General features: G+C 74.3%; 21 protein-coding genes. 11 read left to right on the forward strand and 10 right to left on the reverse strand.

Annotation, left to right across the window (positions count from 1 at the left end):
* Positions 1 to 73 precede the first annotated feature (73 nt).
* The 4 genes from ATL51_RS22400 to sodN all read right to left on the reverse strand — a co-directional run bounded on the left by ATL51_RS22400 (position 74) and on the right by sodN (position 2135).
* A complete protein-coding gene (locus tag ATL51_RS22400) occupies positions 74 to 628 on the reverse strand; it encodes a DUF1697 domain-containing protein (protein WP_073575507.1) in 555 nt (184 codons plus the stop codon).
* Between the two features lie 169 nt (positions 629 to 797).
* Positions 798 to 1274, reverse strand: coding sequence for an SRPBCC family protein (locus ATL51_RS22405; RefSeq protein WP_073575506.1), 477 nt, complete (start codon positions 1272 to 1274; stop codon positions 798 to 800).
* Entirely contained in the window at positions 1271 to 1603 is a 333-nt protein-coding gene (locus ATL51_RS22410) for an ArsR/SmtB family transcription factor (protein ID WP_073575505.1), read from the reverse strand. The genes ATL51_RS22405 and ATL51_RS22410 overlap by 4 nt, the downstream gene beginning before the upstream one ends.
* A gap of 124 nt (positions 1604 to 1727) precedes the next feature.
* Positions 1728 to 2135 (reverse strand): superoxide dismutase, Ni, encoded by a 408-nt coding sequence (gene sodN, locus ATL51_RS22415; protein WP_062400785.1) that lies wholly within the window; start codon positions 2133 to 2135, stop codon positions 1728 to 1730.
* A gap of 57 nt (positions 2136 to 2192) precedes the next feature.
* On the opposite strand from sodN, the gene ATL51_RS22420 reads away from it, so the two are divergent.
* Together ATL51_RS22420 and ATL51_RS22425 are read left to right on the forward strand one after the other, a co-directional pair.
* Entirely contained in the window at positions 2193 to 2555 is a 363-nt protein-coding gene (locus tag ATL51_RS22420; protein ID WP_253068424.1) for a S24 family peptidase, read from the forward strand.
* Between the two features lie 96 nt (positions 2556 to 2651).
* Positions 2652 to 3881 (forward strand): FIST signal transduction protein, encoded by a 1230-nt coding sequence (locus ATL51_RS22425; protein ID WP_208623052.1) that lies wholly within the window; start codon positions 2652 to 2654, stop codon positions 3879 to 3881.
* A 4-nt stretch (positions 3882 to 3885) separates the two neighbouring features.
* Here the strand turns inward: ATL51_RS22425 and ATL51_RS22430 are convergent, their stop codons facing one another.
* Complete coding sequence (locus ATL51_RS22430) at positions 3886 to 5013, reverse strand: epoxide hydrolase family protein (RefSeq protein ID WP_100879846.1); 1128 nt, start codon at positions 5011 to 5013, stop codon at positions 3886 to 3888.
* Between the two features lie 56 nt (positions 5014 to 5069).
* Positions 5070 to 5828, reverse strand: a complete 759-nt coding sequence (locus ATL51_RS22435) for an IclR family transcriptional regulator (RefSeq protein WP_100879847.1) — start codon at positions 5826 to 5828, stop codon at positions 5070 to 5072.
* 69 nt (positions 5829 to 5897) lie between these two features.
* Here ATL51_RS22435 and ATL51_RS22440 point away from each other — a divergent pair, with 69 nt between their 5' ends.
* The 6 genes from ATL51_RS22440 to ATL51_RS22465 all read left to right on the forward strand — a co-directional run bounded on the left by ATL51_RS22440 (position 5898) and on the right by ATL51_RS22465 (position 10275).
* Complete coding sequence (locus tag ATL51_RS22440) at positions 5898 to 7121, forward strand: 4-hydroxybenzoate 3-monooxygenase (protein WP_100879848.1); 1224 nt, start codon at positions 5898 to 5900, stop codon at positions 7119 to 7121.
* Between the two features lie 29 nt (positions 7122 to 7150).
* On the forward strand, positions 7151 to 7849 hold the full coding sequence (gene pcaH, locus ATL51_RS22445) for a protocatechuate 3,4-dioxygenase subunit beta (protein ID WP_062400788.1): 699 nt from the start codon (positions 7151 to 7153) through the stop codon (positions 7847 to 7849).
* Positions 7846 to 8433, forward strand: a complete 588-nt coding sequence (pcaG, locus tag ATL51_RS22450; RefSeq protein ID WP_100879849.1) for a protocatechuate 3,4-dioxygenase subunit alpha — start codon at positions 7846 to 7848, stop codon at positions 8431 to 8433. The genes pcaH and pcaG overlap by 4 nt, the downstream gene beginning before the upstream one ends.
* A gap of 128 nt (positions 8434 to 8561) precedes the next feature.
* Positions 8562 to 9140: a GtrA family protein gene (locus ATL51_RS22455; protein ID WP_157818489.1), complete on the forward strand. Its 579-nt coding sequence runs from the start codon at positions 8562 to 8564 to the stop codon at positions 9138 to 9140.
* Positions 9104 to 10015, forward strand: a complete 912-nt coding sequence (locus tag ATL51_RS22460; RefSeq protein ID WP_100879850.1) for an alpha/beta fold hydrolase — start codon at positions 9104 to 9106, stop codon at positions 10013 to 10015. Before ATL51_RS22455 ends, ATL51_RS22460 begins: the two co-directional genes overlap by 37 nt.
* A gap of 26 nt (positions 10016 to 10041) precedes the next feature.
* Complete coding sequence (locus ATL51_RS22465; RefSeq protein ID WP_100879851.1) at positions 10042 to 10275, forward strand: DNA primase; 234 nt, start codon at positions 10042 to 10044, stop codon at positions 10273 to 10275.
* A gap of 47 nt (positions 10276 to 10322) precedes the next feature.
* Here ATL51_RS22465 and ATL51_RS29740 read toward each other — a convergent pair whose 3' ends face one another.
* The 3 genes from ATL51_RS29740 to ATL51_RS22480 form a co-directional block, all read right to left on the reverse strand.
* Positions 10323 to 11159: a methyltransferase domain-containing protein gene (locus tag ATL51_RS29740; RefSeq protein WP_100879852.1), complete on the reverse strand. Its 837-nt coding sequence runs from the start codon at positions 11157 to 11159 to the stop codon at positions 10323 to 10325.
* Positions 11156 to 12007 (reverse strand): glycine/sarcosine N-methyltransferase, encoded by an 852-nt coding sequence (locus ATL51_RS29745; protein WP_100879853.1) that lies wholly within the window; start codon positions 12005 to 12007, stop codon positions 11156 to 11158. The genes ATL51_RS29740 and ATL51_RS29745 overlap by 4 nt, the downstream gene beginning before the upstream one ends.
* Positions 12008 to 12347: 340 nt before the next feature.
* Positions 12348 to 13553 carry an acetyl-CoA hydrolase/transferase C-terminal domain-containing protein gene (locus tag ATL51_RS22480; protein ID WP_100879854.1) on the reverse strand — a complete coding sequence of 402 codons (1206 nt, stop codon included), beginning with the start codon at positions 13551 to 13553 and terminating at the stop codon, positions 12348 to 12350.
* 34 nt (positions 13554 to 13587) lie between these two features.
* Between ATL51_RS22480 and ATL51_RS22485 the strand changes: the two genes are divergently transcribed.
* Positions 13588 to 14577, forward strand: a complete 990-nt coding sequence (locus ATL51_RS22485) for a glutathione S-transferase family protein (protein ID WP_100879855.1) — start codon at positions 13588 to 13590, stop codon at positions 14575 to 14577.
* 124 nt (positions 14578 to 14701) lie between these two features.
* Positions 14702 to 15883 (forward strand): glycoside hydrolase family 3 N-terminal domain-containing protein, encoded by a 1182-nt coding sequence (locus ATL51_RS22490; protein WP_392567409.1) that lies wholly within the window; start codon positions 14702 to 14704, stop codon positions 15881 to 15883.
* 7 nt (positions 15884 to 15890) lie between these two features.
* On the opposite strand, the gene ATL51_RS22495 is transcribed toward ATL51_RS22490, so the two are convergent.
* The gene (locus ATL51_RS22495; protein WP_100879856.1) at positions 15891 to 17000 is read right to left on the reverse strand and encodes an epoxide hydrolase family protein; all 1110 of its coding nucleotides are present in this window, start codon (positions 16998 to 17000) and stop codon (positions 15891 to 15893) included.
* A 66-nt stretch (positions 17001 to 17066) separates the two neighbouring features.
* Between ATL51_RS22495 and ATL51_RS22500 the strand changes: the two genes are divergently transcribed.
* On the forward strand, positions 17067 to 18026 hold the full coding sequence (locus ATL51_RS22500; protein WP_100879857.1) for a helix-turn-helix transcriptional regulator: 960 nt from the start codon (positions 17067 to 17069) through the stop codon (positions 18024 to 18026).
* Positions 18027 to 18055 lie beyond the last annotated feature (29 nt).

The following is an 18055-nucleotide window of genomic DNA, read 5'->3' on the forward strand; positions in this document are numbered from 1 at the left end:
CTCGAGTCCGCCGTCGACGGCGCCGTGCGTCACGTCCGACCGGACGCGGCCGCGGTGCCGTCGCGTGTCCGGCTCAGCCCAGGAGCTCGGCCAGCTTCACCACGGTCGCCCGGTTCCGCATCGTCCCGCCCTGGTCGCCGGCCCTCGTCCGGGCGGCCAGCCGGGTGGCGAGCTCGCTGCGTCCCAGTCCGTCGGGCAGGTGCAGCCAGACCACCCGCCCGCGGGCGACGGCGTCGCCCCGTCCGCCCTTCGCCCGCTCGGCCGCCAGCGCGGCCACGATCCGCTCGCGGTCGTCGTCGGACACCGGGCCGGCCCGGAACAGGGCGTGCAGCTGCTTCGGGGCGGTGACCTCCGGGTACGGGTTCGCGGCCACCGCGGCGAGGTAGTCGTCGCGGCCGAACACGACCACCGGGCGCTCGACCCCGAACTCCTCGACCAGCGCCGCGGCGACCGTCGCGGCGACCTCGTCGTCGCCCGCGGGGCTGGTCAGGGCGACGTTGCCGGACTGGATGTGGGTGACGACGTCGGCGCAGCCGCGCCCGCCGAGTGCCCGACGCAGGTCGGCCATCGGGACCGTGCCGTGGCCGCCGACGTTGATCCCGCGCAACAGCGCGACGTGGGTACGCACGCCGGGAATGGTGCCGTGTCCACGCAGCGGCCGGGAGGGTGAAGGGCGAGGCGGCCTCGCGGATGCGGTCGCCGGTGAGGCCCACCGGCTCGCGCAGCACCCGGCTGCTCGGCGGATGGTGGCCGACCGCACCGCGCAGGTCGACGACGAGCCGGTCCGACCCCGCGGGTCACGACGGGCGGTCGGCGAGCACTGCACGGTAGTGCGCGATGAGGGCCTCGTCGGGGCCCGTCGTGGTGACGAGGTCGCTCCCGCCGAGGTGTGCGGCGAGTGTCTCGAAGCAGCGGTCCCACCCGGCGGCGGTGTTCGCCGACCAGCGGGGGTCGAGCACGGTGTTGCTGAGACGCAGCACGCAGCCGTCGCCGTCGGGTTCGAGGGTCCAGCGCAGCTTCTCGTCGGCCCAGGTGAACCCGAACGCCGTCGGTGGCTCGAGCTCGGTGATCTCGGCGTGGTCCTGCTCGCCGCCCTCGAAGGTCAGCGTGATCGTTCCCCCGACGCGCATCTCCGCCTGCACCTCGCAGGGGAACCAGCGGCTCATCTGGGCGGGTTCGGTCAGCGCGGCCCAGACCTTCTCGATCGGATGCGGGTAGCGGCGCGCGAAGCGCAGGACCGGGCCGTCGGGATCGACGGTGACCTGGATGCTCATGACGGATCCTCTCCGTGGGGGCTGTCGAGGGAGTCGAGGTGTGCGCCCAGGGCGTCGAGTCGTTCCTCCCAGAAGGCGCGATGCGGCGCGAGCCAGGTCTCGATCTCGGCCAGCGCGTCCGCCCGGAGGACGTAGCGTCGGCGCTGGGACTCGACGACGACGTCGACCATGCCCATGTGACGCAGCACGCGCAGGTGTTTCGACACCGCGGTCTGGTTCAGCTCGAGCGCGGTCACGAGCTCGCCGACGACGCAGCCCTGCGGCGTCCGCAGCCGGTCCAGGATGGCTCGTCTCGTCGGGTCCGCCAGGACGTCGAAGGAGTCACGCACCCGCTGAACATGCCACGACAGGTATATGCCGGTCAAGGCATATACGTGCCACGACCCGGAAACGACGACGGCGCTGACCACGGGGAAAGATCCCCGCTGGTCAGCGCCGTCTCGGGGCCTGTGATCAGGCAGCCTGCTTGGTCTCCCAGAAGATCTTGTCGATCTGGGCGATGTAGTCGAGCAGCTCCTGGCCGGTGGCCGGGTCGTTCGAGCCCTTGGTGCCCGACGCGCCGGCGGCCTTGGTGGCCTTGTTGAACAGCTCGTGCAGCTCCGGGTACTTCTCGAAGTGCGGCGGCTTGAAGTAGTCGGTCCAGAGCACCCACAGGTGGTGCTTGACCAGGTCGGAGCGCTGCTCCTTGATCTCGATGGCGCGGGCCCGGAAGTCCACGTCCTCGTTACCCTGGTACTTCTCCTGGATCGCCTTGACCGACTCGGCCTCGATCCGGGCCTGGGCCGGGTCGTACACGCCGCAGGGGAGGTCGCAGTGCGCGGTGGCCTCCAGTCGCGGACGGAGAATGCGGGACAGCCGCATGAGTGTCCTCCCTGGTGGGGTGATCGTTCTGGCACCGGCGACCCTACCCTCGCGGCGGTGGTCGGGCAGGACGACCACGTCACGAGAGATCCACTCTGGAGGGAGTCCGTGATGCGTCTGCGGAGGGTGACGGTGCGGGGGCCGTCGATGTCCCCGGCCCTGTCCGACGGCGACGTCGTGCTGGTCCGGTTCGGTGCGCCCGTCCGGCCCGGCGACGCCGTCCTCGTGACCTGGGCGTCCCGCCCCGGACAGCTGTCGGTGAAGCGGGCCGTGCACCCCGACGCCGACGGCTGGCACGTCCGCGGCGACAACCCGTTCGGCTCCACGGACTCGGCCACCCTGGGCCCCGCCTCCGTCCACGCCGTCGCCCGCCACCGCCTCTGGCCCCGGCCCGGCCGGGTCCCCGGACCCCGCCACTGAGCCCCGCACGGGACCCGGCGTCCCCCACCGCTCCGGGCCCCGTGCGGGACGCCCGAACCGGTGCGGGAGCCGTGTGCTGACGTAGCGTCACCGTCCGTGGGTTCCGGTGAGGGTGTGCAGGTCGGGGACGGGCTGGCCGTCGGGCCGGATCTCGTCGGCGCCGCGGAGGTCGCGACGGGCCAGGCGCTGGCCGCGCTCGGCGTCGTCCCCGACCTCGTGGTGTTCTTCGTCTGCCCCGGTGTGGGAGCTGCCGCGCCGGTCGAGGAGGTCGAGGCCGCGGGGCTGCGGGTGATGGAGCTCGCCGCGCCCGGCGCGACGATCGGGACCACCGCGCACGGCGTGATGGCCGACGGCCGCGGCGTCGAGGGCGAGCCCGCCGTCGCCGTCTGGGCGGCATCGCTGCCCGGCACCCGGGTCCGGGCGATCTTCCCGGTCGCCGAGCGCCGGCCCGGCGCCGGACCGGACGGCCGCGACGCGATCGGCGTGCGCGGCCTGGTCCCGCCCGCCGAGGACGACCGCGTCGCCGTCCTGCTCGCCGACCCGTTCGCGTTCCCGGTCAGCGGGGTGCTGGACCGGCTCGCGTCGACGAACCCGGGCTTCCCGGTGATCGGCGGCCTGGCGAGCGGCCCCGGCGGCCCCGGGGCCAACCGGCTGTTCGCCGGCGGCACCGTGCACCACGGTGGCGCGGTCGGTGTGCTGCTCGGCGGCGCGTCCGGCGCGCGGGTCGTCGTCAGTCAGGGATGCCGCCCGATCGGGCCGCCGATGGTCGTCACCCGCGCCGAGCAGAACCGGATCGCCGAGCTCGCCGGGCGGCCCGCGGCGGAGCGGCTGCGCGAGATCGTCACCGCGCTGCCGCCCGAGGAGCAGCAACAGGCGCTGACCGGGCTGCACCTGGGCGTCGCAGTCGACGAGTACGCCGAGTCCCACGACCGTGGGGACTTCCTGGTCCGCGCGGTGCTGGCCGTCGACGTCGGCGACGGCGCCGTCATCGCGGGCGACGTCGTCGAGATCGGCACCACCGTGCGCTTCCAGGTCCGCGACGCCGCGGGCGCCGCCCAGGACCTGCACGAGCTGCTCGCCCCGGTGCGCCGCGCCGCGCCGGCCGCGGGCGCGCTGCTGTTCTCCTGCAACGGTCGCGGCGCCGGCATGTTCGGCGACGCCGACCACGACGTGCACGCCGTGCGCGTCGGCCTCGACCCGCACGCGGGCGGGTCCGGCGACGCGCCCGGCCCCCGGGTGGCCGGCTTCTTCGCCGCCGGGGAGATCGGACCGGTCGGGCCGGGCAACCACCTGCACGCGTTCACCGCGTCCGTGCTGGTGGTCTGAGACCTCAGCGCAGGGTGCGGAAGAACCCCCGCACCTCGTCGACGAAGGACTCGGGCTGCTCCAGCGACGGGAAGTGCCCGCCGACGTCGGGACGCGAGAACCAGCGCAGGTCGGTGTAGCGGCGCTCCAGCCAGGACCGGGGGAGCTTCACCATCTCGTGCGGGAACTGGGCGACGCCGGTCGGGACCTCGACGTCGTCGAGGCGGCGGCGGGCGAAGCTCTCCCAGTAGATCCGCGCCGACGACGCGCCGGCCGAGCCCAGCCAGTACTGCATGACGTTGTCCAGCAGCCGGTCCCGGCTGATCACGTTCTCCGGGTGGCCCGCGCAGTCGGTCCAGTCCCAGAACTTCTCCACGATCCACGTGCACTGCGCGGCGGGGGAGTCGGCGAGCCCGTAGCCGATGGTCTGCGGACGGGTGGACTGCTCGGCGGAGTAGCCGGAGCCGTAGCGGGAGAACTCCTTGGAGAAGCGGATGTCGGCCTTCTCCTGCGCGGTGAGCCCGGCGGCGTCGTCGGGCTTGGGCGCCAGCGCCATCGTCAGGTGGATGCCGTACAGCATCTCCGGGGCCGCGGTCCCCAGCGCCGAGGTGATCATCGAGCCCCAGTCGCCGCCCTGCGCGGCGAAGCGCTCGTACCCGAGCCGGTCCATCAGCTGTGCCCAGGCGACGGCGATCCGCTCGACCCCCCACCCGGTCGTCGTGGGCTTGCCGGAGAACCCGAACCCGGGCAGCGTCGGCACGACGACGTGGAAGGCGTCGGCGGGGTCCTCGGGGTCGGTCAGCGCGGGCAGCACGCCGAGGAACTCGACCAGCGAGCCCGGCCAGCCGTGGGTGAGCAGCAGCGGCATCGCGTCCGGGTGCTTCGAGCGGGCGTGCAGCACGTGGATCTCGACCGAGTCGTCCCCGCCGCCGTCGAGACCGGTGCGGAACTGCGGCCACGCGTTGATCTCGGCCTCGACGCGGCGCCAGTCGTAGCGGGTGCGCCAGTACTCGCACAGCTCGCGGGCGTAGTCCAGCGGGACGCCCTGGGACCAGCCGTCGACGGTCGCCGGGTCCGGCCAGCGGGTGCGGGTGAGCCGCTCACGCAGGTCGTCCAGCTCGGCGTCGGGGATCTCGATCCGGAAATCGCGCACGTCGTCACGGTGGCACGGAACGCCACGACGGGCGTACCGGCCACGGCACGGAACGATCACGATGCGGCGAGCGCCCGGCTGATCCCGCGGGCCGCCGCGCGCACCGCGGGCACCAGGGTGTGCGGGTTCGTCGCGGCCGGCACGACGATCGACAGCCCGGCGACCACCGGACCGTCCCCGCTGCGCACCGGGGCGGCCACCGACATCGACACCTCCTCGATCTGCCGGTCGGACACGACGAACCCGCCGGTGCGGGCCTGGGCGAGCAGCGCCCGGACACCGTCGGCGCGGCACACCGTGAACGGGGTGAACCGGCGGATCGGGCGGGCCAGCACGGCCTCGACCGCGGCCGGGTCGGCGTGGGCGAGCAGCACGAGCCCGACCCCGGTCGCCGTCGACGGCAGCCGCGACCCGGTCCGGGTGACGATCGAGACGGCGTCGCGGCTGGACAGCCGCTCGACGTAGACGACCTCGCCGGCGTCGTCCGGGTCGAGCACGGCGAGCTGCACGTTGTGCCGGGTGACCTCGTGCAGGTCCTCCAGGAACGGCATCGCCGCCTCCCGCAGCCCGTGGCTGGCCGGGGCCAGGTGCGCGATCTCCCAGAGCCGCAGCCCGATCCGGTAGCGGCCGTCGTCGCCGCGGTCCAGCGCCCCGCCCGCGGCGAGCTCACCGGCGATCCTGTGCACCGTCGTCAGCGGGAGCCCGGTGCGCCGGGAGATGTCGCTCAGCCCGAGCACCGGGTCCTGCGCGCTGAACGCGCCCAGCACGTCCAGCACCCGCGCGGTGACCCCCGAGCGGACCGGACGCGTCGTCATGGCCGGGCATTCTTCCGTAGAGCGGAAGCCCGGTCGAACGGCCGTGCCGGGAACGGGAAGGTGACTCCCATGACGCAGCGACGCGAGTCCCGGACCCAGGTCGGCATCGTCGGGGCGGGCCCCGCCGGGCTCGTGCTGGCGAAGCTGCTGGCGCTGGCCGGTGTCGACTCGGTCGTGCTGGAGGCCCGCGACCGCGCCTACGTCGAGGCCCGGGTCCGCGCCGGGGTGCTGGAGGCACCCACGGTCGAGCTGCTGCGCGGGATGGGCGTCGCCGGACGGCTGGACCGCGAGGGCATGCCGCACACCGGCATCTCGCTGCGCTTCGCCGAGGCCCCCGGCGCCCCCGCCGCCGACCACCGGATCGACTTCGCCGACCTCGTCGGCACCGGGATCACCGTCTACGGCCAGCAGGAGGTCGTGAAGGACCTGCTCGCCGACCGCGTCGACGACGCGGGCCTGCCGGTCGAGTTCGGCGTCTCCGGTGTCGCCCTGCACGACGTCGACACCGACGCCCCGTCGGTCTCCTACACCGACGCCGACGGCGCCGAGCACGTCCTGCGCTGCGACGTGATCGCCGGCTGCGACGGCTTCCACGGCGTCTCCCGCCCGCTGGTGGCACCGGACATCGCCGAGCGGGTCTACCCGTTCTCCTGGCTCGGGGTGCTCGCGAAGGCCGCGCCCACCACCGACGAGCTCGTCTACGCCCACCACGACGACGGCTTCGCGCTCTACTCGATGCGCAGCCCCGAGGTGACCCGGCTCTACGTCCAGGTCCCGAACGACACCAGGCCGGCCGACTGGTCCGACGCCCGCATCTGGGACGCCCTGCACACCCGCCTGGCCTGCGAGGGCTTCACGATGAACGAGGGCGAGTTCCTCGAGAAGCCCTCGGTCACCCCGATGCGCAGCATGGTCGCCTCCCCGATGCGCCGCGGACGGCTGTTCCTCGCCGGCGATGCCGCGCACATCGTCCCGCCCACCGGGGCGAAGGGCATGAACCTCGCGATCGCCGACGTCCGGGTGCTCGCCGAGGCGGTCGTCCGCGCGCTGCGCGACGGCGACACCGGCGGCCTCGACTCCTACTCCGACACCTGCCTGCGCCGGGTCTGGCGGGCCGAGCACTTCTCCTGGTTCATGACCTCGATGCTCCACCGTTTCGACCCCGCCACCGAGGGCGGCGACGCGTTCGGCGTCGGCCTGCAGCGCTCCCAGCTGCGCTACACCGTGACCTCCCGCGCCGCCGCGACGAGCCTCGCCGAGAACTACGTCGGCCTCCCGCACGGCGCCGTCTAGATCCCACCCACCACGAGGAAGGACCGCCGATGCAGGGCTACGCCCCCGTCCCGGCCGGGACCCACGCACCGCTGCTCTCACCGGACTACCGCAGCACCGCGCTGCGGGCGCCGTCCGAGCAGCCGGTGATCCTGCCCCAGCGGCTCACCGAGATCACCGGCCCGCTGCTCACCGGCCCGGTCCGCCCGGGCGACGACGACCTCACCGTCGGCGCCGGCGGCGAGGCGCTCGGCCAGCGGATCGTCGTCGCCGGGCGGGTGCTCGACTCCGACGGCCGCCCCGTGCCGGACACCCTCGTCGAGGTCTGGCAGGCCAACGCCGCGGGGCGCTACGCCCACCGCTGGGACAACTGGCCCGCCCCGCTCGACCCGAACTTCACCGGCGGCGGCCGGGTCCTCACCGACGCGCAGGGCAACTACTCGTTCACCACGATCAAGCCCGGCGCCTACCCGTGGGGCAACCACCACAACGCCTGGCGCCCCGCCCACATCCACTTCTCGCTGTTCGGGCGTGCCTTCACCCAGCGGCTGGTCACCCAGATGTACTTCCCGGACGACCCGCTGTTCGGCCAGGACCCGATCTACAACGCGACGCCGGAGGAGGCCCGCGGGCGGTTGGTGTCCACCTTCGACCTCGACGCGACCCGCCCCGAGTGGGCGCTGGCCTTCCGCTTCGACATCGTGCTGCGCGGCCGCGGCGCCACCCCGTTCGAGGAGCCCCACGCATGAGCCTGCCGCTGACCCCCACCCAGACCGTCGGCCCGTACCTGTCGCTGGGGCTGCCCTGGCCGGACGGCCCGGACGTCGTGCCCGACGGCACCCCGGGTGCCGTCCTCGTCGGCGGGACCGTGGTCGACGGCACCGGCGCGCTCGTGCCCGACGCGCTGGTCGAGACCTGGCAGGCGGATCCGGACGGCCGCTTCGACCATCCCGACGACCCGCGCGGCGCGGCGAAGTCCACGGTGGAGGGCTTCCGCGGCTTCGGCCGCTGCCCCACCGACGACGAGGGCCGGTGGTGGATCCGCACCGTGCTGCCGGGTGCGCTGCCCGACGAGGCACCCCACGGTTCCGATGCGCGCTCCGCCGAGGCTCCGCACGTGAACGTCTCGGTGTTCGCCCGCGGCCTCCTCGACCGCGTCGTCACCCGCATCTACTTCCCCGAGCACGCCGACGCCCACGCCACCGACCCGCTGCTCGCCGCGGTCCCGGAGGCGCGCCGGCACACGCTCGTCGCCGTCGCGGAGGGCCCGGGCCGGTACCGGTTCGACATCCGCCTGCGCGGCGAGGGCGAGACGGTGTTCCTCGCACTGTGACGGTGCCCGGCCGCGCGCGCACCCGCCCGGGGCATCACCCCGTGAAGGTGTGACGCGTCCGGTTGATTCCCGGTGATCCGTCGGGGGTACTCCTGCGAAGATCTACCCAGCGGGGGGCGGGAGGACCGGTGGACGCAGCACAGTCGGCGGCACACGTGCCGTTCGGGGACCCGGCGACCTCCGCGGCCCGGGTCCCCGGGCGCGTGAACGGTGCCGTCGTCGCGTTGTCGCGGCGGTACCCGCTGGCCGTGCAGCTCGCCCGCTACGCCGCCGTCGGCGGTGGGGCGACGGCGCTGAACGCCGCGCTGTTCCTGCTGTGCCGCCCGGTGCTCCCGGCCGTCCCGGCGAACCTGGTCGCGCTGGTCCTCACCACCGCGATCAGCACCGAGGCCAGCCGCCGTTTCGCCTTCGACGGCGCCCCCGCGCACCGGCTGCGCGAGTGGGTGCAGGACGCGGGCACCGTCGCGTTCTACGCGACCTACACCTCCGCGGTGCTGCTCGCACTGCACCAGCTGGCCGGGGCCACCACGCCGGGGGAGGAGGCCGCGGTCGTCGCGGTCGCCAGCCTCGCCGGCGGGCTGCTGCGGTTCGCGGTGCTGCGGTTCTGGGTGTTCGATGTGGCGCGGCCGGCCGCCGCCGGCGCGCGACCCGACCAGGGAGGACGGCACCCGTGCCCGGAACAGTCGACTTCGACGCCTTCGACCTGACCGTCGGCCCGCCCGAGGAGCGGGTCGTCGTCCACGGGGTGCGCGGCGGCGAGGGGCCGCCTGTGCTGCTGCTGCACGGCTTCCCGCAGACCCACGCCATGTGGGGGCCGCTCGCGGCGGACCTGGCACGTGACCACACCGTCGTCGCCACCGACCTGCGCGGCTACGGCGAGTCCGGCCGCCCCACCGAGGGCGAGAACCACGCCGGCTACTCGTTCCGGGCGATGGCCGCCGACCAGGTCGACGTCATGGCGCGGCTCGGGTTCGACAGCTTCGCCGTGGTCGGCCACGACCGCGGCGCCCGTGTCACCCACCGGATGCTGCTGGACCACCCCGAGCGCGTCGCGCGGGCCGCGCTGCTCGACATCCTCCCCACCGCCTACGTCTACGCCCACACCGACCGGGCGCTGGCGACGGCGTACTACCACTGGTTCCTGTTCATCCAGCCCGCCGACCTGCCCGAGCGACTCATCGCCGGGGACCCGATCGGCTACCTGCACTCGCTGCTCGGCGGCTGGGGCTCCGGACTGGACGCGCACCCGCCCGAGGCACTGGCCACCTACGAACGCGCGTTCGCCGACCCGGCGGCCCGGCACGCGATGCTGGAGGACTACCGCGCCGGCGCCTCGATCGACCTGGAGCATGACGCCGCCTCCGACGTGGCGGGCGAGCGGATCGCCGCGCCCACCCTGGTGCTGTGGGGCGAGCGCGGCGTCGTCGGCGCCAACAGCGAGAGCCCGCTGGAGGTCTGGCGCCGCGCGGCCGCCGATCCCGGTCTGGTCACCGGGGAGGCGGTCACCGGGGCCGGGCACTTCCTCGTCGACGAGCAGCCCGCCGCCACCACCGCGGCGGTGCGTGCCTTCCTCTGCGGCTGACCGGGCGATCGGGAAGACTCGTGCGTATGCGACGAACCACCCCTCTCCGGGCGCTGCTCGGCACCCTCGCGGCGCTCGCGCTCGTCCTCACCACCGCCGCGTCCTGCGGCGGCGGGTCCGCGACCCCCGAGCCGGCCCCCCAGCAGCAGCAACAGCAGCAGCAGCAGGGCACGGACGACGACCGCGACGACGACGGCGACGACGACCAGGACGGCCGGCAGGACGGCGACGACGGCGGCAACGACGCCGACGACGGCTGAGCGCGTCCGGCCCGGGCCCCGCGCGAGGCCCGGGCCGGACACCGTCCTCAGGTCCGGACCGCGTGCACGATCCCCCAGGTGAGCTTCCCGGTCCGCCCGCCGTCCACCCAGTGCTGCAGGCCCGCCTTCATGGCGCTCAGGTAGGGACCCGAGATCGACGACGAGAGCTCCTCCTCGTGCGCCACGAGCTCCTCGCGTACCCGGCGGTAGTGGGTCGGCAGGTGCTCGGCGTGGTCGAGGAAGTGGACGCCGCTGAAGCCACGCTGCGCCAGCCCGTCGGTGTAGAAGCCGGGCGTGGCCATCGTGGACAGTGCGATGCGGTCGAGGATGGGCTGGATCGAGGACTGGTCGAGCCCGTCGACGGCCATCGGATCGGTGAACACCACCTGCCCGCCGGGGCGCAGGACCCGGGCGATCTCGTCCAGCACGGTCTCGCGGGAACCGGAGTGCAGGAACGCGTCCTGTGACCACACCAGGTCGATCGAGGAGTCCTCGACCGGCACGTCCTCGTAGCTGCCGGTGGTCACCTCGACCCGACCGTCCAGGCCCTGCTCCCGGGTCATCCGCTCGTTGCGGGCGTTCTCCACCGGGGAGAGGTTGAGGCAGTGCACCGTGGCCCCGTGTGCGGCCGCCAGCCGGCGGGCCGCGCCGCCGTACCCCGCCCCGAGGTCGAGCACCCGGGTGCCGGGGCCGACCCCGGCGACCTCGGCCATCCGGGTCACCGTGCGGGCGCTGGCGACCGAGATCAGCTCGTCCGGTGCGCTGTAGATGCCGACGTGGATGTCCTCGCCGCCCCAGACCCGGGAGTAGAAGGTGTCGGCGTCGTCGGAGTCGTAGTAGGACCGGGCGGTGTGCTCGGCGGCGTCCTGGGTCGTCCGTGTCACTCGGCGTCCTCCTGGTCGAGGTAGGCCTTCTCGGCGATGTGCACGAAGAAGTCGGGCTCGTCGTCGGCGTAGGTCGACTGGAAGTCGCCGTAGGTCTCGACCCGCTGGAACCCGACCTCGTGCATGAGGCGGCGGGTGTAGTCCTTGCGCAGCGGGAACATGTTCAGGTGGTACTGGGACCCGTCGGGGAACCGGTAGCGGAACCGGGCGAGGCCGTCGTCGACGTACTCCGGCTCGGCCACGACGTCGTCGCCGCAGTAGTAGTACTGGTGCTTGGAGCTGAAGCCGTTGTCGAGGATCGCGTCGTAGTTGCGCTGGTCGAGGATCAGCACGCCGTCGTGGGAGAGCATGGCGTAGAACTCGGCGAGCGCCCGGCGGCGGTCACGCTCGGAGAACAGGTGTGTGAACGAGTTCCCGAGGCAGATGATCGCGTCGTACTCGCCGTGGACGTCGCGGTTGAGCCAACGCCAGTCGGCCTGCACGACGCGCAGCACGTGCCCGCCGAACTTCATCCCGTTGTCGAAGGCCTTCGCCAGCATCTCGGCGCTGCCGTCGGCGGAGACGACGGTCTCGAAGCCCTCCTCCAGCAGCCGGACGGAGTGGAAGCCGGTGCCGGTCGCCACGTCGAGCACACTGGTGACACCGCGCCTGCGGAGCTGCTCGACGAAGAAGCTGCCCTCGCTGGCGTAGCGGGCCCGCCAGTCGATCAGCTCGTCCCACTTGTCGACGAACGTCTGCACGTACTCGTGCTTGTAATGGGTGGACTCGCGGACCTCCGTGGGGGCGTCGCCGAACTCCTGCACGGTGCTGGCGGGCCCCCGGAGCCCGCTGCGGTGGTCTGCCGTCATGGGGCGCGCCTCCTCGGCGCTCGGGTGCGGGACGGCCCTGACGGTAGGTGTCCCCGCGGCCCCTGTCCCCTCACCCAGGGTGAGACTGGAACGGCCGCCGGGGTTGTGCTATGCGCAACTCGGCCGGTCATTCGGGGATTTTCCGGGCGGCGGCGAGCGGACCCGGGCGGTGACCGGCGGCGTGCGGGCCCACCAGTGGCGTCATGTGGTCGTCACACATCGTGGGTCCGGAGTGGACGCCGTCTCACTGCCGTCCGGCCGGCGGTGGCCCGCGGCCGGGACGTCGGTGATCCGTTCACCCCGGGTGATCTGTGGTTCCGGTCACACCGTGGATCGGAGTTCACACGTCTGGCGTAACGGCGCCGCCCCACAGGGCGCTCAGCGCGCGTCGCCGCTCGGCGCGGCCGAGCCCCCGCAGGTCCGCCGTGCCCCGTTCGGTGACGACCACGTCGACGTCGTGCGACGGCGTCGTCACCGGTCCGCCGAGCCGCTCGACCAGCGTCGGGCGCCCGCGGTGCGCCGCGGGCAGCGCGATCACCGACAACCCCGGCCCGCGGACCGCGGCGGCCGCGAAGTCCGGGTGCCCGCCGATCATCCCGGCCGCCGAACCGGCGACGCCCTCGACGTTGACCTGGCCGTCCCGGTCGATCTCCAGCGCGGTGTTCAGCGCGACCAGCGGCCCCGGGCCGGTGCTGAGCCGGGACACGTCGTGGGTGTGCTCGACCGGGCGGACCGTGCCGCGGCCGGCCCGGCCCAGCCGGTCGGCCCAGTCGTAGAGCCGGGGGCTGCCGTAGAGCGCCGTCGACGACGGTGTCCCGCGCAGCAGCCCGCGCTCGTCCAGGTCGACGACCGCGTCGGCGAGCAGCCCGGAGTCCACCGCGACCGGCACCTGCAGGGCCTCGACGAGTGCGGCGGCCAGCCGCCCGGGGCCGAACTGGATCCGCGCCCCGGCCGGGACGAGACTCGCGACCGCGGCGGCCACCGCCCGGTCGGCGTCGCCCGGCGCGGGGGTGGCGACGGTGTGCGGGGCCCCGCCCGGTCCGTCGACCTCACCGAGCACCGCCACCCCTGCCAGCGGGGGACCGGCGTCGGCGTGCGGTGCGGAGCGGGACACGACCGCCGCGACCGGGACCCCGGCGTCGTACAGGCCGCGCATCCAGGACGCCTCCGCGCCGAACCGCAGGTCGCCGCGGTCGTCGCGGACGACGGTCGCCAGCAGCAGGTCCGGGCGCAGCGGACCGGCCAGCAGGGCCGGCGTCGCCGAGAGCCGGGCCGGGACCCGGTGCGCGCGCCCGGACTCGATCAGCGCCCGCGCTCCCGGCCCCCCGACGACGGTGCGGATGTCGGCGAACGCGTCCGGCTCGAGGTCCGGGGCCGGGCCGGGCACCCAGCCCAGCACGAGCCGCACACCCCCGGCACGGGCCGCGACCGCCGAGAGCGGGCGGGCGAGCGCGTAGGGGAGCCCGCAGCCGTCGGCCAGCGCCACCCGGGAACCCGGCGCGACCAGCTCGGACAGACCGCGTGCGAGGTCACCGTCGACGCCCATGCGCCCATCCGACCACAGGGCTAGCGTCGGCGGCATGGGGACCGACCAGGACAGTGGTGAGTTCGTACGGGAGGCGCTCGGGGTGGCCGAGCGGATCACGGCCGACGGGTCGTCGCCGTGGCCGGTCGAGGCGGGCCGCTACCGCCTCGTCGGCGCGCGCGCCTGCCCGTGGGCGAACCGGGTGATCATCACCCGGCGGCTGCTCGGGCTGGAGGACGCGATCTCGATGGGCATCGCGGGCCCGCTGCACGACGAGCGCAGCTGGCGCTTCCACCTCGACCCGGGGAACGTCGACCCCGTGCTCGGCATCGAGTACCTGCGCGAGGCCTACGAGAAGGCCGTCCCCGGCTACGACGAGGGTGTCACCGTCCCTGCCATGGTCGAGGTCGCCTCGGGCAAGGTCGTCACCAACGAGTACGCGCTGCTGGAGCGCGACCTGTCCACCCAGTGGCGGGGGCTGCACCGCGAGGGCGCCCCGGACCTGTGGACCGACCCGGAGGCGATCGACGAGATCGGGAAGGGGATCTTCCACGACGTCAACAACGGCGTCTACAAGTGCGGGTTCGCCTCGTCCCAGCGCGCCTACGACCGTGCCTACGACGCCCTGTGGTCGCGGATGGACGAGCTGTCCGGGCACCTGTCGACGCGCCGCTACCTGGTCGGTGACTCGATCACCCAGGCCGACATCCGGCTGTGGGTGACCCTGGTCCGCTTCGACGCCGCCTACCACGGCCACTTCAAGGCCAACCGGCACAAGCTCACCGAGCTCCCCGTGCTGTGGGCCTACGCCCGGGACCTGTTCCAGACCCCCGGCTTCGGCGACACCATCGACTTCGAGCAGGTCAAGCAGCACTACTACGGCGTGCACGCGTCGGTGAACCCGACCGGGATCGTCCCGAACGGGCCCGACACCGCCGGCTGGACGACCGCGCACGGCCGCGAGGAGCTGGGCGGGCGCCCGTTCGGCGACGGCACCCCGCCCGGCCCGCCGCCGGAGCCCGAGCGGGTCCCCGCGGTCGGCTGAGCCCCGCACCCGGCGCAGCGGATCGGGCCGGGGGGCCGGTGACCGCGGCGCGGCGGGGGCGCCGGGCCGGGACGGGCCTGTCACGATGGTCGCGATGCGAGTGCCTGGACGACCCCACCCCGTGATCCGGCAGCGACGCCGTCGCAGCACCGGACTGCTCACCGCCGCCGTCGTGGGCGCGCTGACGGCGGGGCTCGTCGCCGTCGCCGGGCCGCAGCTCACCGCGAACAGCACCGCCGCCGCCCCGCCGGGTGCACAGCCGCAGGCGGCGCCGGCGGCACAGCCGGACCCGGACACCTGTGCCCCGATGGTGGCGGCGCTGTCCCCGCGCGACCGGCTCGCCCAGCGCCTGATGGTCGGGGTGGACGCCGCCGACCCGGCCGGCGCCACCGCGATCGTGCGGGGGTCGCAGGTCGGCGGGGTGTTCCTCGGCGGCAACGCGACCGCGCTGCTGCAGGACGACCGGGTCGCGGCGCTGCAGAAGGCGTCCCGCACGCCGCTCGCCGTCGCCGTCGACGAGGAGGGCGGCCGTGTCCAGCGCATCGACGAGCTCGACGGCGACGTCCCCAGCGCCCGGCAGATGGCCGCGTCCGGCAGCCCCGAGGAGGTCACCGAGATCGCCCGCGAGCGCGCCGGACAGCTGAAGGCACGTGGTGTCACCTGGAACCTCGCGCCGTCGGTCGACGTCTCCGACCAGCCGCGCACCGCCGTCATCGGGGACCGCTCGTTCTCCGACGACCCGGCCACCGTCACCCGCTACGCCGCGGCCTGGGCCGAGGGGCAGCAGGCCGGCGGGGTGTTCGGGGTCCTCAAGCACTTCCCCGGCCACGGGCACAGCTCCGGTGACTCGCACAAGGGCTCGGTGAGCACGCCGCCGCTGGACCAGCTGCGTGCCGGTGACCTCCGGCCCTACTCCGACCTCGTCGGACCGGGGAAGCCGCTCGACGGGCGGGTCGGGGTCATGCTCGGCCACCTCGACGTCCCGGGCCTGACCACCGACGTGCCCACCAGCATCGCCCCGGCCGCCTACCGGCTGCTGCGCGAGGACTACCGGTTCGACGGCCTCGCCATGACCGACGACCTCGGTGCGATGAAGGCGATCACCGATCGCTTCGGGCTCGCCGAGGCCACCACCCGGGCCCTGACCGCCGGCGCGGACATGGCGCTGTTCTCCAACGTCACCCCGGTCGCCCCGCTGCTCGACGCCGCGGAGAAGGCGCTGAGCGAGGGGCGGATCACGGCGCAGGCCAACGACACCGCCGTCGCGCGGGTGCTGGCGGCCAAGGGGCTCTGCAGCCGCGGCTGAGCGCCCCTCAACCGGCGAAGAACGCCCGGATGTCGGCCGCCACGTCGGCCGGCCGCTCCAGGGCGGCGAAGTGCCCGCCCTCGTCGAAGGTGCTCCAGTGCTCGATCCGGCTGTTGTCGCGCTCGGCGAACACCCGGACGGTCCGGAAGTCCGAGGCGAACACGGCCACCCCGGTCCGGGCGTGGTTCACCCGCGGCTCCGCGCCGGCGCGTGCGTCCTCGAAGTAGATCCTGGCCGAGGTCGCCGCGGTGTTGGTCAGCCAGTACAGCGACACCTGGGTCAGCAGCTGGTCACGGGTCACCAGCGCGGTGCCGTTGCCGAAGGACGCGAACAGCTCGGAGTAGGCCAGCTGCCCGACCGGTGAGTCGGCCAGCGCCGCCCCGATCGTCTGCGGGCGGGAGGCGTTCATCCCGTTGTAGCCGCCGACCGAGGAGAACCACTGCATGAACTCCAGCGCGGCGTGGTCGTCCGGTCCCAGCCGCTCGAACTCGGCCGGGTCGCCCGACGGGAACGAGAACAGCTGCAGCACGTGCAGCCCGAGGAACCCGGGCGGGTCGAGCAGGCCCAGCTCCCGCGCGACGAGCGCCCCGGCGTCGCTGCCGTGTGCCCCGTAGGAGGGGTAGCCGAGCCGGCGCATCAGGGTGTCCAGCGTCGCGGCGATCCGGGCGGTGGTCCAGCCGCCCTCGGCGAGCGGGGTGCTGAAGCCGAACCCGGGCAACGACGGCACCACCACCGAGCAGGCGTCCTCGGCGCGGCCGCCGTGCGCGACCGGGTCGGTCAACGGGCCGATCACGTCGAGGAACTCCGCGAACGAGCCGGGCCAGCTGTGCAGCAGCAGCACCGGCGTCGCGCCGGGCTCGGCCGAGGGGACGTGCAGGTAGTGCAGGACCTGGCCGTCGATCTCGGTGCGGTACTGCGGGTGGGCGTTCATCCGGGTCTCCTGGGCCCGCCAGTCGAACCCGTCGCGCCAGTACGCGACGGTCGCGGCCAGCCACGCGTTCGGGGTGCCGTAGGTCCAGTCGTCGCCCGGCGCGGGACGGGGCAGCCGGGTGCGGGACAGACGGTCGGCGAGGTCGTCGAGGTCGGACTGCGGGATCTGCACGGTGAACGGCGTCATGGGTACTACGGTGCCGGTTGATCAGGCACGTTCTCTTCCTGTTCGCGACCGGATCCGGAGGTTCTCGTGGCCGACACCGCCGCCCGCATGCTCGCGCTCCTCGGGCTGCTGCAGAGCCGTCCGGAGTGGACCGCGCCGGAGCTGGCGGAGCGGCTCGGCGTCAGCACCCGCACCATCCGCAACGACGTCGCCCGGCTCCGCGGACTCGACTACCCGGTGCACGCCGTCCGGGGCGGCGCCGGGCACTACCGGCTCGGGCCCGGCGCGCGGCTGCCCCCGCTGCAGCTCGACGACGCCGAGGCCGTCGCCGTGGCGATCGGGCTGCGCACCGTGAGCGCGAGCGGCGGGCGGCTGGGGGACAGCGGCGACCGCGTCCTGGCCAAGCTCGACCAGGTGCTCCCGGACCGGCTGCGCCGCCGCGTCGCCGCCATCCACGACGGCACCGTCGCGGGGCCGCGCAACACCGACACCGTCGACCCGGATCCGGAGGTCGACCCGGCGGTGCTCACCGAGCTCGCCACCGCGATCCGCGACCACACCTGCGTGCGGCTCGACCTGCCCGGGCAGGAGTGGCCGGTCACGGTCGAGCCGTACCGGATGGTCTCCTGGCAGGGCCGCTGGTACCTGGTCGGGCGGCTCGACGGCGGGTGGCGGACGTGGCGGGTCGACCTGGTCCGCCCGCGCACGGCGACCGGCCGCCGGTTCGTCCCGGACCCGCTGCCCGGCGGGGACTACCCGGCCCTGGTCCTGCGGGAGGCCGCGTCGACCGGGTGGCAGGTGCACGTCCGCATCACCGTCGACGCACCGGCGGCGACGGTGCTCGCCCGGATCAACCCGGCCGTCGGCGCGGTCGAGGAGGTCGACGACACGCACTGCGTCCTCGTGACCGGGGCGGACAGCATCGAGACCGTCGCGGTGTACATCGGGCTGCTCGACCTGGACTTCCACGTCACCGAGCCACCGGAGCTGGTGGCGCGGCTGCGCGCACTGGCCGACCGCTACACCCGGGCGACCACGGGCCCCTGAGCACGCACGAGGGCCCCGCACGACACTGT

It is taken from the genome of Pseudonocardia alni, assembly GCF_002813375.1.
In the GTDB taxonomy this organism is placed as follows: domain Bacteria; phylum Actinomycetota; class Actinomycetes; order Mycobacteriales; family Pseudonocardiaceae; genus Pseudonocardia; species Pseudonocardia alni.